A 15,157-nucleotide genomic window follows, 5' to 3' on the forward strand; every position below is an offset into this window, starting at 1 on the left:
AACCCGATCGATTGACGAGGTGGTATGGCAACGCAAAAAGCGCTTTCGCTCACGGTGCCGGATGTGCCCACGTTACTGTCCGCCTACATGCCGTTTCTCGACCGCGGTGGCATGTTCATCCCCACGCGTGGCCGCTACGCATTAGGTCAAACGGTTTATTTACTGCTCACGCTGCCTGGTGAAAGCGAACGCCTTTCGCTGAGCGGCGACGTGATCTGGGTATCGCCCGACGGCGTTACCGGGCGCCGCATGCCCGGTATCGGCATCCATTTCAATACCCAGGATTACATGGTACGCGACCGTATTGAAACGCTGCTGGCGGGACAGCTGGACAAGGCCGCCCCTTCCTTTACCCTTTAACGCCCATCCTGAGAGCGACATGTTTGTAGATTCCCATTGCCACCTCGATCGCTTATCCGATGCTACCCACGATGGCAGCCTTGACGTGACCCTTGACGCGGCCCGCGCCGCCGGCGTCAACCAGTTTCTGGCCATTGCGGTGGCGCTCGCTGATATGCCCAAGCTTGCCGAGATTGCCCGGGCGCACGAGGACGTGGTGATTTCGGCCGGCCAGCATCCGCTGCACGACGCCCCTGAAGAACCCAGTGTCGACGCCATTCAGGAAGCCGCCGAGCAGTATGGGGCGGTGGCCATTGGCGAGACGGGCCTTGATTACCATTATGCAGACCGGGTGCCGGCGGCGGTTCAGCACGAGCGTTTCAAGCGCCACCTGATGGCGGCCCGCGAGCTCGAACTACCCGTGGTCGTGCATACCCGCGATGCCAAAGAAGATACGTTGGCATTGCTACGCGAGCACTGCGATCCGCAGGTCGGCGGGGTACTCCACTGCTTTACCGAAGATATCGAGATGGCGCGTGAAGCCGTGCGACTGGGCTTCTATATTTCACTGTCGGGTATCGTCACCTTCAACAGTGCCGAGTCGCTGCGCGAACTGGCTCGCCAGCTGCCCCTCGATCGACTGTTGATCGAAACCGACAGCCCTTATCTGGCGCCGGTGCCGCATCGCGGTAAACCCAATGAGCCCGCCTGGGTGGTCAAGGTCGCTGAATGCATCGCCCAGACGCGGGGTATCAGCGTGGATGAGGTCGCCATGCAGACCACCGCCAATTTCTATCAGCTGTTCCGCGGCGCATTACCTGAGGCCCCTGACGCGGTCAAGCAGGCGCTGGCGGATGCGGGGCTGGTGACAAGCTAGGCGAGGGCGAGGTAACTCCATGAACATAGACCGCTTGCTGGACTATCGGCAGGGTGCCTCCCGTATCCCGCCGCTTGACGACTGGCAGCCTGCGCTATCCGGCGACATGGATCTGCGCATTGATGCCCAGGGTGGCTGGTGGCACGAAGGGCAGCCGTTTGCCCGGGCAAGCGTCGCCCGGTTGCTGTCGTCACTGCTGCGCCGCGATGCCGACGGCTACTGCCTGGTGACGCCCGCAGAGCGTTGGCGCATCCAGGTGGACGATCGGCCCCTGGTCGCCGTGGAAGCCGATTTTTACGACGACGCCTGGTGGCTGACCACCCAGTTTGATGACGTGGTGCGGCTCGATGCTGACCATCCGCTAAGCGTAAGCGAAACACCCCAGGGCGAGTGGGTGCCGGAAATCGCCGTGCGTTTCGGGCTGGCGGCCCGGTTGCATCGCCACGTCTACTATCAGCTTGCCGACGCGGCGTCGCCCCGCGACGCCGACGGCGGGCGCCAGGCGCTGAGTGTTTACAGCGCGGGCCACTGGTTTCCCCTTGGCTATCTCGACGCAGACGAACCGGATGGGGCGACGCCCGGTGAGGCGCCGTGAAGCTCACCGCTGAACAGCAGGCCGTGATTCACCACGCCCAGGGCCACGCCCGTGTGGCGGCGGTTGCCGGCGCCGGTAAAACCACGACCATGGCCGCCCGCGTCCTGCATCTGCTCGCCAGCGATGTACCTCCCAAGCGCATTCTGGTGTTGATGTTCAACCGCTCCGCCAAGGATGATTTCCAGCGCCGGCTGGCCTCCATGGCCCCGGTGGGCCAGTCGCTGCCCGACGTGCGCACTTTTCACTCCCTGGGGCACCGGCTGACGCAAAGCCTGTGTCGCTGGGGGGTTCTGGAGAGCCGACGGCTGCTGTCGGCGGAGTGGCAGCTGGAGCGCCTGCTGCGCCAGGCCAGCCTCAACGTGCTCAGCGACGCCGTGGAACGCCGCGATACCGCGCTGGAGGGCGACCGGCTGGAGGCGTTGGCGCACTTCTGTGGTCTGGTCAAGGCCGAAATGCTTGCCCCCGAGTCGCTTTACCAGCGCCTCAATTACGACCCCGACACCGACTATTTTCCCGCCGCCTTCCACGAAGCCGAGCGCCTTCTGCAATATGAAGGCGTCATGACCTACGCCGACCTGCTTTATAGACCGTTGCTGGCCCTCGAAGCCGACAGCGACTTGCGCCGCCGCGTGGAAGGCTTCCTGGATCATGTGATTATCGACGAATATCAGGACATCAATGCGGCTCAACAGCGTCTGCTGGCGGTGCTGGCCGGTCGCCGTGCCTCGGTCATGGCGGTCGGCGACGCCAACCAATGCATCTACGAGTGGCGCGGCGCACGGCCGGATACCATGCTGGAGAACTTTACCGCCACCTTCGGTGAGGCCACCAATTATCCGCTCTCGACCACCTTTCGCCATGGCCACGCCCTGGCGCTGGCCGCCAACCATGCCATCGCGGCCAACCAGCGCCGACCCGACCAGCTGTGTCTGGCGGCGGCGGACAACCCGGATACGCGCCTGGTGGTGGGCCAGGGCGGACGGCATCTGCTGGACGCGATCATTGACTGGCAGGCCCAGGGCCGTGCGTTAAGCGACGTCAGTCTGTTGGTGCGCAGCTGGGCGTTGTCGGTGCCATTCCAATTGGCGCTGCTGCAGGCCGGTATTCCGTTTCGGCTGGCGCGGGAAGACCGGTTCGTCTTCCGCCTGCCGCTGGTGCAGGCATTGGCGGGCTATCTGAAGCTCTCTCGCCGACCGGCATTGCTGCAGGACCCCGAGCAGTTGACCCTGTTGCTTGCCCAGCCGACGCCTTTCGTGGCCCGCGAGCGCCTGCAGCGCCTGGCCCAGCAGCTTGCCAGCCGCCAGGCATGGCCGGAAAGTCACGACCCGGTGATCAGCGACTTGAAACCCATCCAGCGCCGTACGCTGAAAAAACGCTGGGCCTTGCTGTGCGAACTGCCACAGCTGAGCGCCTGGCCACCCGCCAAGCTGCTGCAGCACGTGGTCGACACCATCGAGGCCGAGAAAACCCTGAAGCGCGCCGCCGCGCGGCGTGATAAAGGCGAGGAGGACGTACGCCTGCTGGACGTTTTGATCGAGCAGGCGCAAAGCGTCGAAGACCCGGATGCGTTCATCGAGTTGCTCGAGCGTCCCGTGGAAAACCAGGCGGCGGGGGTGTTGATCAGCACCGTCCATGGTGCAAAAGGGCTGGAATGGCCGTTTGTCGCCGTTGCAGGGGTCAACGAAGAAGATTTTCCTTATTACAGCCGCGACAACCCGCTCACTGACGACCGGCTTGAAGAGGAGCGGCGGCTGTTCTACGTGGCCATCACACGCTCGAAAGAGCAACTGCTGGTACTGCACGACGGCGGCTCGCATCGGCCCAGTCGCTTCATTGCCGAAAGCGCCTGGCAGGACAGCATGCAGGTGGCCGCGTCCCTGACCCACACCAATCCATCAGCCACCCAGGTGACGGTAACCGCACCGGCGCTGGTGCAACGCTACCTGACCCAGCTGGGGCGCGACGATATCGTGCTGTCAGCCCCTGAGGTTCAAGAAGCCAGGGCGACGTATGCCGGGAGTGCTTTCTACCCAGGGCAGCGGCTGCATCATGCCGTGTTCGGTGAGGGCGAAGTGGCGACGGTGGAAGGCAACCCCAGTGATCCGGTCATCGACGTGCGCTTTGACCAGGCGGGCCGCCGACGGCTGATTGCCAGCCGTGCGCCCATCGAACGATTGGCCTGAGCACAACATAATCCCCCCCGCGCCAGAAGGCAGGCGCGGGGGCGGGCTGCAGACAGTGTTGCCTGACGTCGGGGCTACATGTTCGGGTAGTTCGGCCCGCCGCCGCCTTCCGGCGCTACCCAGGTAATGTTCTGGGCGGGGTCTTTGATGTCGCAGGTCTTGCAGTGGACGCAGTTCTGGAAGTTGATCTGAAAGCGCGGCTCACCCTTGTCGTCCTCGACCACTTCATACACTCCCGCCGGACAATAGCGCTGAGCGGGTTCTGCGTATTTGGGCAGGTTGTGGCGAATCGGCAGGTCGGGATCATCCAGGCGCAAGTGGCACGGCTGATCTTCCTCGTGGTTGGTGTTGGACAGGAACACCGACGACGGCTTGTCGAAGGATAGCTTGCCGTCGGGTTTGGGGTAGTCGATCCTGTCAAATTCGGCGGCGGGCCTGAGGGCGCCGTGATCGGTGGTCGTGTCATGGACGTTGGGCAGCTTGTTACCCAGCAGCTGGTTGGCAAAGTTGTATGCGCCGCCGCCCACGGTGCCGTATTTGTGGATGGCCGGCCCAAAGCTGGCGTTATCCTTAAGTTCTTGATAGGCCCAGCTGGCTTCCCATTTGGCGGTGAAGCTAGCGAGTTCCTGGGCGCCTTCGTCGCCGCCTTTGAGTGCCTCGAACACGCTCTCGGCAGCCACCATGCCCGACTTCATGGCCGTGTGCAGGCCCTTGATCTTGGCAAAGTTGAGCGTGCCGGCGTCGCAGCCAATCAGCAGGCCACCCGGGAAGGTCATTTTCGGCAGGCAGTTGAAGCCGCCTTTGGTGAGTGCCCGTGCCCCGTAGGCGACGCGCTTGCCGCCTTCGAGATACTGGCTGAGCACCGGATGATGCTTCATCCGCTGGAACTCGTCGAACGGCGAGAGCCATGGGTTCTGGTAGCTGAGATCCATGATCAGCCCGACCACCACCTGCTGGTTCTCAGCGTGGTAGAGAAACCAGCCGCCGTGGGTGTGTTTGTCCAGCGGCCAGCCCGACCCGTGCAGCACCACGCCGGGTTCGTGCTTGTCGGCGGGTACGTCCCACAGCTCTTTCAGGCCGATGCCGTAGTGTTGCGGGTCGCGACCGGCGTCAAGCGAGAATTCCTCGATCAGATGCTTGCCAATGTGGCCGCGAGCGCCTTCGGCAAACAGGGTATATTTGGCGCGTAGCTCCATGCCCGGCATATGGCCGTCTTTGGGAGAGCCGTCAGCGGCAACGCCCATGTCGCCGATCAGGATGCCGCGCACCGCGCCGTCTTCAACGATGGCTTCCTGGGCGGCAAATCCGGGAAATATCTCGACCCCTAGCGCCTCCGCCTGTTCCGCTAGCCAGCGGCACAGGTTGCCCGCGCTGATCACGTAGCGGGTCAGGTCGCCGCCGGTATTGTGCATGCTCTTGGGCACCAGGGCGTTGGGCAGCTTCTGCGCCTTGTCGGCATCTTTCAGCAGATAGACATCGTCGCGGATCGCGGGGGTGTTGAGCGGCGCGCCGCGTTCTTCCCAGTCGGGGAACAGCTCGTTGAGCGCGCGGGGCTCGAAGACCGCGCCGGAGAGAATATGCGCGCCGACCTCCGAGCCTTTTTCAACCACGCAGACGGTCAGTTCGTGTTCCGCCTCATTGGCCTGCTGCATCAGGCGGCAGGCCGCAGCCAGTCCCGATGGGCCTGCGCCGACGATGACCACGTCAAAGTCCATCACATCGCGTTCAACGTTATCCACCTGGTTGTCTCCTTATTCTCATAAGCGCTGTGCCTTATAAAAACACGGCCTTAATTTTAAACGGTCGTTTGCTTCTGGTTGTTTCTCATAATAGGCATAATACCTGTGTCAGGTCACGTCTACGATGCCAAATGGCAATTTCGCCCGCTGCCGTGGGCCCAGACGCCGTCTATGGCGCTTGGGCGTTCGACCAAGGCGACAAGCAGCCCCTATTGTTACAGGCAGGCTGGCTGTGGCAGATTAGTAACGTTTTTTATTTGCACGCCTAACAAACGCTTGAATGAATTTTGGCGGCCCGCCTACCGGAAGGTCGCAACGTGATACCAACCATTTATTCAGGGTGCCTGCCAGATAGGTGCCATCCCGGGTTAACGGCTTCATCACTACTAGCCAAGCGAGGAACCTATGAAAGTACTTGTCGCGGTCAAACGCGTCATCGACTACAACGTCAAAATCCGTGTCAAGGCGGATCATTCGGATGTCGATCTCACCAACGTCAAGATGGCCATGAACCCGTTCTGCGAAATTGCCGTGGAAGAAGCGGTTCGCCTGAAAGAAAAGGGCGTGGCGACGGAAATCGTGGTGGTCACCGTAGGCCCCAAGGCCGCCCAGGAGCAGCTGCGCACCGCGCTGGCGCTGGGTGCCGATCGTGCTATTCATGTTGAAACCGACGAGCGGGCCGAATCGCTGGCCGTTGCCAAGCTGCTGGCCAAGGTGGTCGATGAGGAGCAGCCGGGCATGGTCATCCTCGGCAAGCAGGCCATCGATACCGACAATAACCAGACCGGCCAGATGCTTGCGGCGCTGACCAACCTGCCGCAGGGCACCTTTGCGTCAGAGGTCGCGGTAGACGACGATAAGGTTCATGTGACTCGGGAAATTGACGGCGGCCTGCAAACCGTTGCGTTGACCCTGCCGGCGATTGTCACCACCGACCTGCGCCTCAACGAGCCGCGCTACGCCAAGCTGCCGGATATCATGAAGGCCAAGAAGAAGCCGATGGACGTCAAGACCCCCGCCGATTACGGCATCGAGGTCGCCTCCAGGGTCAGTCTGCTCAAGGTAGAATCCCCCGCCGAGCGCAAGGGCGGTGTCAAGGTCGCCTCGGTCGATGAGCTGATCGACAAACTGAAAAACGAAGCCAAAGTTCTTTAAGGTCGGTTCTTTAAAACCAGTACTTTAAGATAAGCGCTTTGAAAGGAGCTGATTTTATGAGCATTTTGGTACTTGCTGATGTACACGAAGGTCAATTGGCTGGCGCTACCGCCCATGTGGTGGCTGCGGCTAAAGCGATCGGGGGCGACATCGATGTGCTGGTTGCCGGAGAAGGCGTTCAAGCCGCGGCCGAGGAGGCCGCCAAGCTTGACGGGGTGACGAAGGTGCGTGTGGCGGATAACGCCGTTTACGCCCACCAGCTCGCCGAGCCAATGGGCGGACTGCTGGTCGAACTTGCCGATGATTACACTCACGTGCTGGCCAGTGCTTCCACCACCGGCAAGAACGTCCTGCCGCGACTGGCGGCCCTGAAGGACGTTAGCCAGCTTTCCGACGTGCTGGCCGTGGATAGCGCCGATACCTTCAAGCGCCCGATCTATGCCGGTAACGCCATTGCCACGGTGAAAAGCGACGATACGCTCAAAGTGATCACCGTGCGCACCACCGGCTTCGATGCCGTCAGCGAGAGCGGGAGCGCACCGATTGAAGCCGTCGACGTGGTGGTTGAAAACAGCCAGTCCCGCTTCGTCAAGGAAGAACTGGCCCAGTCGGATCGCCCGGAGCTGGGCGGCGCCAAGGTGGTGGTTTCCGGCGGCCGTGGCATGGGCAACGGCGAGAACTTCAAGCTGCTCGACGGCATCGCCGACAAGCTGGGTGCGGCAATCGGCGCCTCGCGCGCGGCAGTGGACGCAGGCTTCGTGCCCAACGATATGCAGGTCGGCCAGACTGGCAAGATCGTGGCGCCTGAGCTGTATATCGCCGTGGGGATTTCCGGTGCCATTCAGCACTTGGCGGGCATGAAGGACTCAAAGGTGATTGTCGCCATCAACAAGGATGACGAAGCACCCATCTTTCAGGTGGCCGACTACGGCCTGGTGGGCGACCTGTTCGAGATCCTGCCAGAGCTGGAAAGTAAGCTGTAACCATCTGAAATAACGAAATTAAAAGCCGGCTTCATGTGAAGTCGGCTTTTTTATATGAGCTGGGTTAGATAAACTGTCATTAGTTGACTAAAATACTGGGGCAAAAGCGAAATCAGCCCCTTGCGGTTGAAAAAGCAATGAGGTGACCATACGTAGTTATTGAAACCGGATATTGCTGAACGCAAAGAAAGCCACTGAAAGGAGATGATCAATATGGCACATACACTTCCAGAGTTACCCTACGCGTACGATGCGCTAGAACCGCACATTGATGCGATGACCATGGAGATCCACCATTCTCGTCACCACAACACCTACGTCACCAACCTGAATGCCGCGCTGGAAGGCACAGGTCTCGAAGACGTGCCGGTGGAAGAGCTGGTAGCCAACCTAGATCGCGTTCCGGACGATAAGCGTCAGCCGGTGATCAACAACGGCGGCGGCCATGCCAACCACTCCATGTTCTGGCAAATGATGTCGCCAAACGGCGGCGGTCAGCCACAGGGTGGCATTGCCAAGGCAATTGACGCTGAACTGGGCGGTTTTGAAGCCTTTCAGGATGCCTTCAAGAAAGCCGCGCTGGGTCGCTTCGGCAGCGGCTGGGCCTGGCTCTCCGTGACCCCCGAGAAGAAACTGGTCGTTGAAAACACCCTGAACCAGGACAGCCCGCTGATGCACGGCAACACGCCAGTGCTGGGTCTGGACGTCTGGGAACATGCGTACTACCTCAAGTACCAGAACAAGCGTCCCGACTACGTGTCCGCTTTCTTCAACGTCGTCAACTGGGAAGACGTTGAACGTCGTTACCAGGCCGCCGTTGCCTAACGTCCTGATGCGCCAGGTATGACGTCAATTCATGGCGTCTGCTAGCCGAAAACCGCCCACTGCCGAGTGGGCGGTTTTTTTTATGGTATGCGGCCACGTACTGAATACAGTTGGGCGTTAGCTGTCAATATCCTGTGGATGAAAAATACCACATATGCGCGAATTGATTTTCTATCGTCCCATATGTAGTATGCCTTGTATCTTCTAGCGAGGTCGGGCACAAGATATGTCCTACCCGAAAAATGCCGCGATGAAAAGGGTATAAGCCATGGAAATCCAGATTTACAGCAAGCCGTCCTGTGTTCAATGCACCGCTACCTATCGCGCGCTGGACAAGCAGGGACTTGAATACACCGTGATCGATATCACGGCTGAGTCGGGCGCTCAGGAAGAGGTGGAAGCGCTGGGATATCGCCAGCTCCCCGTGGTCGTCGCCGGTGAGGATCACTGGTCGGGCTTCCGTCCAGATCGCATTCAAGCCCTGGCGTAAGTCACTCATGCTGGCAAATGGACACGCGTCCTCCATGGTCGGCAACCTTGTGTACTTTTCCACCAAGTCAGGCAATACCCATCGGTTCATTGAGAAACTGGGGCTGGCCGCCCAGCGATTGCCGCTCGATCGCGACGCCCCCTTGTTGCAGGTAGACCACCCCTACATCCTGGTCACTCCCACCTACGGAGGTGGTCAGGCAAAAGGGGCTGTGCCAGGCCAGGTGATCCGGTTTCTTAATGACGAACACAATCGCCACCTGATACGCGGGGTGATTGCAGCGGGTAACACCAATTTTGGCGATGCGTTCGGTTTGGCGGGCCGCATTATTGCGGAAAAGTGCCACGTGCCGTTGCTTTATCGATTCGAACTGTTTGGCACCGACGAAGACGTCGCCAAGGTTCGCGAAGGAGTAGAAGAGTTTTGGAAACGACAACCTTAGCCTCGAAAGACGTAGCTGAAACGAAACGGCCTGCGGCGGCAAGCGACGGTCGCACCATGGATTACCATGCGCTGAACGCCATGCTGAATCTTTACGGTGCCAACGGTGAGCTACAGCTGGATAAAGACCGCGAAGCCGCACGTCAGTACTTCCTGCAGCACGTCAATCAGAACACCGTGTTTTTCCACTCCCTCGAAGAGAAGCTCGATTACCTGGTCGAGGAGCAGTATTACGAAGCGGGGACGCTCGAGCAGTATGACGTCGCCTTCGTGAAGGCGCTGTTTGAGCAGGCGTATGCCTACAAATTCCGGTTCCCGAGTTTTCTGGGCGCCTTCAAGTATTACACCAGCTACACGCTGAAGACGTTTGATGGCAAGCGCTACCTGGAGCGCTACGAAGACCGCGTCTGCATGGTCGCGCTTTCGTTGGCGCGGGGTAACGAAACGCTTGCCAAATCGCTGGTCGATGAAATCATCAGCGGTCGTTTCCAGCCGGCAACGCCGACCTTCCTGAACTGTGGCAAACAGCAGCGCGGCGAGCTGGTGTCTTGCTTCCTGCTGCGCATCGAAGACAACATGGAGTCGATTGGCCGTTCCATCAATTCGGCGCTGCAGCTTTCCAAGCGTGGCGGCGGCGTTGCCTTCCTGCTCAGCAATATTCGCGAGTCGGGCGCCCCGATCAAGCGTATTGAAAACCAGTCATCGGGAATCATCCCGATCATGAAGCTGCTCGAGGATGCGTTTTCCTACGCCAATCAGCTTGGGGCGCGCCAGGGTGCTGGTGCCGTGTACCTGAACGCTCACCATCCGGATATCCTGCGTTTCCTGGATACCAAGCGCGAAAACGCCGACGAGAAAATCCGTATCAAGACCCTCTCGCTGGGGGTGACGATTCCCGATATCACCTTTGAGCTGGCCAAGCGCAACGAGGACATGTACCTGTTCTCGCCCTATGACGTCGAGCGGGTCTACGGCGTGCCCTTCGGTGATATCAGCGTAACCGAGAAGTATCACGAAATGGTGGCGGACGCGCGTATCCGCAAGCAGAAAATCAACGCGCGTGCCTTCTTCCAGACTCTGGCCGAGCTGCAGTTCGAGTCCGGCTATCCGTACATCATGTTCGAAGATACGGTGAACCGCGCCAATCCCATCGCGGGCCGGATCAACATGAGCAACCTGTGCTCGGAAATCCTTCAGGTGAACACGCCGACGGATTACGACGAAGACCTCGGCTATCGGCATATCGGCCAGGATATCTCCTGCAACCTGGGGTCCATGAACATCGCCAAGGTGATGGACTCGGGCGACATTGGCACCAGCGTCGACGTGGCCATTCGCGGGCTCACCGCGGTATCGGAAATGAGCAACCTGAGCAGCGTGCCCTCCATTGCGGAAGGTAATGCCAAGTCTCGGGCGATCGGTCTTGGGCAGATGAACCTGCACGGTTTCCTGGCCCGTGAGCATATCTATTACGGTTCCGATGAAGGCCTTGACTTTACCAATCTGTATTTCTATTGCATCGCCTATCACGCGCTGAGGGCGTCAAACCGGCTGGCGATCGAGCACGGTGACACCTTTGCGGGCTTTGCCGACTCTACCTACGCGTCGGGTGAATTCTTCGACCAGTACACTGACCAGGCCTGGGAACCGCGTACCGAAAAAGTGCGTGGACTGTTTGAGCGCAGCGGTATTGCCTTGCCCACCCAGCAGGACTGGCAGGAACTGAAAACCAGCGTCATGGCGCATGGGCTATATAACCGGAACCTGCAGGCCGTGCCGCCGACGGGGTCGATTTCCTACATCAATCACTCGACGTCCAGTATTCACCCGGTCGCGGCCAAGATCGAGATCCGCAAGGAAGGCAAGCTGGGGCGGGTTTACTACCCGGCACCGTTCCTCAACGAAGCCAATTTCGATTACTTCCAGGACGCCTATGAAATTGGTCCTGAAAAGATTATCGACACCTACGCCGAGGCGTCCAAGCACGTCGACCAGGGCCTGTCGCTGACGCTGTTCTTCCCGGATACCGCCACCACGCGGGATATCAACAAGGCGCAGATTTACGCCTGGCGGAAGGGCATCAAGACCCTCTATTACATCCGCCTGCGCCAGAGCGCGCTGGAAGGCACAGAGGTTGAAGGCTGCGTATCCTGCACGCTTTAAGCGCCCGACGACTTTCAAGAGAGTGACGATATGAACATGATGCAACGTTTATCGCGGGTCGATGCGATTAACTGGAACCGTCTGCAAGACGATAAAGATCTCGAAGTGTGGAACCGTTTGACCAGCAACTTCTGGCTGCCGGAAAAAGTCCCGTTGTCCAACGATATCCAGTCGTGGAATACGCTGACGGATAAAGAGAAACAGCTGACCATTCGCGTGTTCACCGGCTTGACGCTGCTGGATACCATCCAGAGCAGTGTCGGCGCACCGGTACTCATGGAAGACGCGCGCACGCCCCACGAAGAGGCGGTCTACACTAATATCGCCTTTATGGAATCGGTTCATGCGCGCTCCTACAGCTCGATTTTCTCGACGCTGTGCACCACCCGGGATGTCGACGATGCCTTTCGCTGGAGTGAAGAAAATCCGACGCTGCAGGCCAAATCCGAGTTGATCCTGGGGCGCTACCGGTCTGACGACCCGTTGATGCGCAAGGTCGCCAGTGTCTTCCTGGAGTCGTTCCTGTTCTACTCCGGCTTCTATCTGCCGATGTACTGGTCAAGCCACGCCAAACTGACCAACACGGCGGATCTGATCCGCCTGATCATCCGCGACGAAGCAGTGCACGGCTATTACATCGGCTACAAGTTCCAGCAGGATTTGGCCGAGGCAACGCCAGAGCGCCAGCAGGAGGTCAAGGACTACGCCTACGAGCTGCTGCTCGAGCTGTACGACAACGAAGTCCGCTATACCGAGTCGCTGTACGACGAGGTAGGGCTGACCGAAGACGTCAAGAAGTTCCTTCACTACAATGCCAACAAGGCGCTGATGAACCTCGGTTTCGAGCCCCTTTTCCCCAGCAGCGAAACGGATGTCGACCCGACGATCATGGCGGCACTATCGCCCAACGCCGACGAAAACCATGACTTCTTCTCAGGCTCGGGGTCTTCCTACGTGATCGGCAAGGCGGTCGCCACCGAAGATGACGACTGGGCATTCTAGTCAGCGCTGGATAATGTAATCTGCTGGAAGACGGGAGCCCTTGAGGCTCCCGTTCTGGTTTGTAGCCGGCTAAAATTATTTGAACGCTAATGATAAATATTGTCATTTATTTTGTGGATGGTAGGCTATGCGCATCCAGAAGAAACGCAAATCGTTCTTATATTTGATAAGTCCTATATAGAGGCAGATAGCTGCCCGCAATCAGTGACGGAGAGTCGATGTGCTGAACAAGCCTTTCTTTGCCCTTGGGGGCTGCTGGCTGGCGTGTCTGCTAGCCAGCAGTTCGCTAATGGCAAGTGACGAGATGCTCGAGCAGGCCAGTCAAGGTATTGATGCCCAGCAGCTTCAAGCCGAACTTCAAGAGCAGATAGATAGCGCCGATGAACAGACCCGGGCGGCGCTTCAAGAGCTGCGCGAGCTTGAGCGCGATACGCGCCAGCTTGAATCGCAAAATGCTTCGCTGACGGGCCGTTTGGCCGAGGAAGCCGAGCGGCAGGCGCGACTGACCGCCGCGCTGGACACCCTGGCCGACACCCGCGCCGCGCTGCCGGACATCGAGCAGAGCATGCAAGCTCAGCTTACCCAATGGATCGAACGCGATCTGCCGTTTCTTAAAGAGCAGCGGCTGGCCCGGATTGAAACCTTGCAAAACGACCAGGGGGCGGAGCCCGCCGAGCAGATTGAAAGCATGCTCGATATCTGGCGCACGGAGCTGGATTACGGCCGAGAAATGGATACCTGGCGGGGGCGTTTGCGCTTGGCCGATGATCAGCAGCTGGAAGTGGACTTCCTGCGCATCGGGCGTATCGGCTTCTACTACCTGACGCCCGATGGGCGCCAGGGCGGCGTATGGAATGCCGAGGACGGCGAGTGGCAGTCGCTGAGTGCCGAACACCTTCAGGCGGTGCGTGACGGGCTGCGGATAGCGGAAGACCAGCGGGCGCCGGATATCCTGACGCTGCCGCTATCCATTACCGTATCGGCCGACCAAGGAGAGCAGCCATGATGCGCGATCTCAAGAAATGCCACCGTTATGTGATGGTAGCGCTGCTGATGGGGCTGACCAGCCTGAGCCCGTTGACAAGCGCGCAGTCGCAGGAGACAACCTCGCTGCGAGAGGCCCGCGAGGCCGCTGAAATTCGTGACCAGCAGCGCCTGATCGAGCTGCTGGACGACCAGGCAGCGCTTGAAGAGGCACTGGAGCAGGCGCGGGATCGCCAGCAAACCGCCCAGGCGCGTCACGATGCCTTGCAGGCACAGGACGCCGCGCAGTCGGTCGAGGCGGAGCGCCTGGCGGCGCGTCAGTCAGAGCAGGGCGAAGCGCTAAGCAATCTGCTGGATGCCCTCAACCAGCATAGTAACGAGGTGCGTAACGCACTGGGTGAAGATAGCTGGCTGACCTTGAATGAAGACGTGTTGCCGCCAAGGCTGAGTGACGTCAACGTGCTCGAGCGGGAAGTGCTGGAAGACGTGGTCGACAGGCTCGCCACATTGACGCGCAACACCGGCAATGCGGAGCGGCTTGAACGTCCCGTGGCCGATGCCAATGGCGAAATTGCGCCTCAGACCGTCGTGCGGCTGGGGGATTTTGCAGCGTTTACCAGCACCGATTTACTGCGCCAGGACGATGATGGGCATCTGACGGTGCTGCCCCGGACGCCCGGGGAAATAGCTGATTATCTGGCCGCTTATCATCAGGGCGAGACGCGCGTGATGGCCATGGACCCAACCCGAGGTAGCGTGATCGATGCCCTGGCGCAGCGTCCTACTCTGATGGAGCGTTTCCATCAAGGCGGGTACGTCGGCTATGTGGTCATTGCCTTGGGGGGCGTCGGTCTACTGGTCGCTTTGCTGCAATACCTGTATCTGCTGGCTACCAGCCAGCGGGTGAACCGCCAGCTCAAAAGCCCCGATCAACTCACGGATCATAATCCGCTTGGGCGTGTGCTGCTGCGCTTTGAAGGAATGGATAAGCATCAGACGCCGGAAGCACTGGAAGCACGCCTGGATGAGGCAGTGCTCGCCGAGCTGCCCCGTCTGGAACGGGGGCAGCCGATTGTCAAGCTGCTGGCGGCCATCGCGCCCTTGCTGGGGCTGTTGGGCACGGTCACCGGCATGATCGTGACCTTCCAGGCGATCACGGTGTTTGGCACCGGCGACCCACAGCTAATGGCGGGTGGGATCAGCCAGGCGCTGGTGACGACCGTCCTTGGCCTGATTACCGCCGTGCCGCTGCTGTTCGCGCAGACGGCGCTGTCAAGCCGCAGTCGCCACCTCACTCATGTCATTGAAGGTCGGGCAAGTGCCGCGCTGGCCGACCATCTGGAAGCGCAACAGCCTTCCCAAGACGCGTCGGTGAGCTGAT

General features: G+C 59.9%; 14 protein-coding genes. 13 read left to right on the plus strand and 1 reads right to left on the minus strand.

Annotated elements, in window-relative coordinates; all coding sequences use genetic code 11:
- The first annotated feature begins 24 nt into the window (after positions 1 to 24).
- The 4 genes from QC815_RS03540 to QC815_RS03555 are packed head-to-tail and all read left to right on the plus strand — an operon-like array spanning position 25 to position 3,994.
- Entirely contained in the window at positions 25 to 360 is a 336-nt protein-coding gene (locus QC815_RS03540) for a PilZ domain-containing protein (protein ID WP_230446680.1), read from the plus strand.
- Between the two features lie 19 nt (positions 361 to 379).
- Positions 380 to 1,216: a TatD family hydrolase gene (locus QC815_RS03545; protein WP_230446681.1), complete on the plus strand. Its 837-nt coding sequence runs from the start codon at positions 380 to 382 to the stop codon at positions 1,214 to 1,216.
- Between the two features lie 19 nt (positions 1,217 to 1,235).
- Positions 1,236 to 1,811, plus strand: a complete 576-nt coding sequence (locus QC815_RS03550) for a DUF1285 domain-containing protein (protein WP_230446682.1) — start codon at positions 1,236 to 1,238, stop codon at positions 1,809 to 1,811.
- On the plus strand, positions 1,808 to 3,994 hold the full coding sequence (locus tag QC815_RS03555; RefSeq protein ID WP_230446683.1) for an ATP-dependent helicase: 2,187 nt from the start codon (positions 1,808 to 1,810) through the stop codon (positions 3,992 to 3,994). The genes QC815_RS03550 and QC815_RS03555 overlap by 4 nt, the downstream gene beginning before the upstream one ends.
- Positions 3,995 to 4,068: 74 nt before the next feature.
- Here QC815_RS03555 and QC815_RS03560 read toward each other — a convergent pair whose 3' ends face one another.
- Positions 4,069 to 5,733: an electron transfer flavoprotein-ubiquinone oxidoreductase gene (locus QC815_RS03560; RefSeq protein WP_230446684.1), complete on the minus strand. Its 1,665-nt coding sequence runs from the start codon at positions 5,731 to 5,733 to the stop codon at positions 4,069 to 4,071.
- A 405-nt stretch (positions 5,734 to 6,138) separates the two neighbouring features.
- Here QC815_RS03560 and QC815_RS03565 point away from each other — a divergent pair, with 405 nt between their 5' ends.
- From QC815_RS03565 to QC815_RS03605, 9 genes are all read left to right on the plus strand, one after another.
- Positions 6,139 to 6,888, plus strand: coding sequence for an electron transfer flavoprotein subunit beta/FixA family protein (locus QC815_RS03565; protein ID WP_230446685.1), 750 nt, complete (start codon positions 6,139 to 6,141; stop codon positions 6,886 to 6,888).
- Between the two features lie 56 nt (positions 6,889 to 6,944).
- Complete coding sequence (locus QC815_RS03570; protein ID WP_309766973.1) at positions 6,945 to 7,871, plus strand: electron transfer flavoprotein subunit alpha/FixB family protein; 927 nt, start codon at positions 6,945 to 6,947, stop codon at positions 7,869 to 7,871.
- Between the two features lie 213 nt (positions 7,872 to 8,084).
- Positions 8,085 to 8,696 carry a superoxide dismutase gene (locus QC815_RS03575; RefSeq protein WP_230446687.1) on the plus strand — a complete coding sequence of 204 codons (612 nt, stop codon included), beginning with the start codon at positions 8,085 to 8,087 and terminating at the stop codon, positions 8,694 to 8,696.
- 268 nt (positions 8,697 to 8,964) lie between these two features.
- Positions 8,965 to 9,186: a glutaredoxin-like protein NrdH gene (gene nrdH / locus QC815_RS03580; protein ID WP_230446688.1), complete on the plus strand. Its 222-nt coding sequence runs from the start codon at positions 8,965 to 8,967 to the stop codon at positions 9,184 to 9,186.
- Positions 9,187 to 9,193: 7 nt separating this feature from the next.
- Positions 9,194 to 9,628, plus strand: a complete 435-nt coding sequence (nrdI, locus tag QC815_RS03585) for a class Ib ribonucleoside-diphosphate reductase assembly flavoprotein NrdI (protein WP_230446689.1) — start codon at positions 9,194 to 9,196, stop codon at positions 9,626 to 9,628.
- Positions 9,610 to 11,790 (plus strand): class 1b ribonucleoside-diphosphate reductase subunit alpha, encoded by a 2,181-nt coding sequence (nrdE, locus tag QC815_RS03590; RefSeq protein ID WP_479694310.1) that lies wholly within the window; start codon positions 9,610 to 9,612, stop codon positions 11,788 to 11,790. The genes nrdI and nrdE overlap by 19 nt, the downstream gene beginning before the upstream one ends.
- Before the next feature lie 30 nt (positions 11,791 to 11,820).
- Positions 11,821 to 12,792, plus strand: coding sequence for a class 1b ribonucleoside-diphosphate reductase subunit beta (nrdF, locus tag QC815_RS03595; protein WP_085918803.1), 972 nt, complete (start codon positions 11,821 to 11,823; stop codon positions 12,790 to 12,792).
- Positions 12,793 to 13,012: 220 nt separating this feature from the next.
- The gene (locus QC815_RS03600; RefSeq protein ID WP_309766978.1) at positions 13,013 to 13,798 is read left to right on the plus strand and encodes a DUF3450 domain-containing protein; all 786 of its coding nucleotides are present in this window, start codon (positions 13,013 to 13,015) and stop codon (positions 13,796 to 13,798) included.
- Positions 13,795 to 15,156: a MotA/TolQ/ExbB proton channel family protein gene (locus QC815_RS03605; RefSeq protein WP_309766981.1), complete on the plus strand. Its 1,362-nt coding sequence runs from the start codon at positions 13,795 to 13,797 to the stop codon at positions 15,154 to 15,156. Before QC815_RS03600 ends, QC815_RS03605 begins: the two co-directional genes overlap by 4 nt.
- Position 15,157: the final 1 nt, after the last annotated feature.

The sequence above is a fragment of the Vreelandella gomseomensis genome, from assembly GCF_031451645.1.
Classification (GTDB): Bacteria; Pseudomonadota; Gammaproteobacteria; order Pseudomonadales; family Halomonadaceae; genus Vreelandella; species Vreelandella gomseomensis.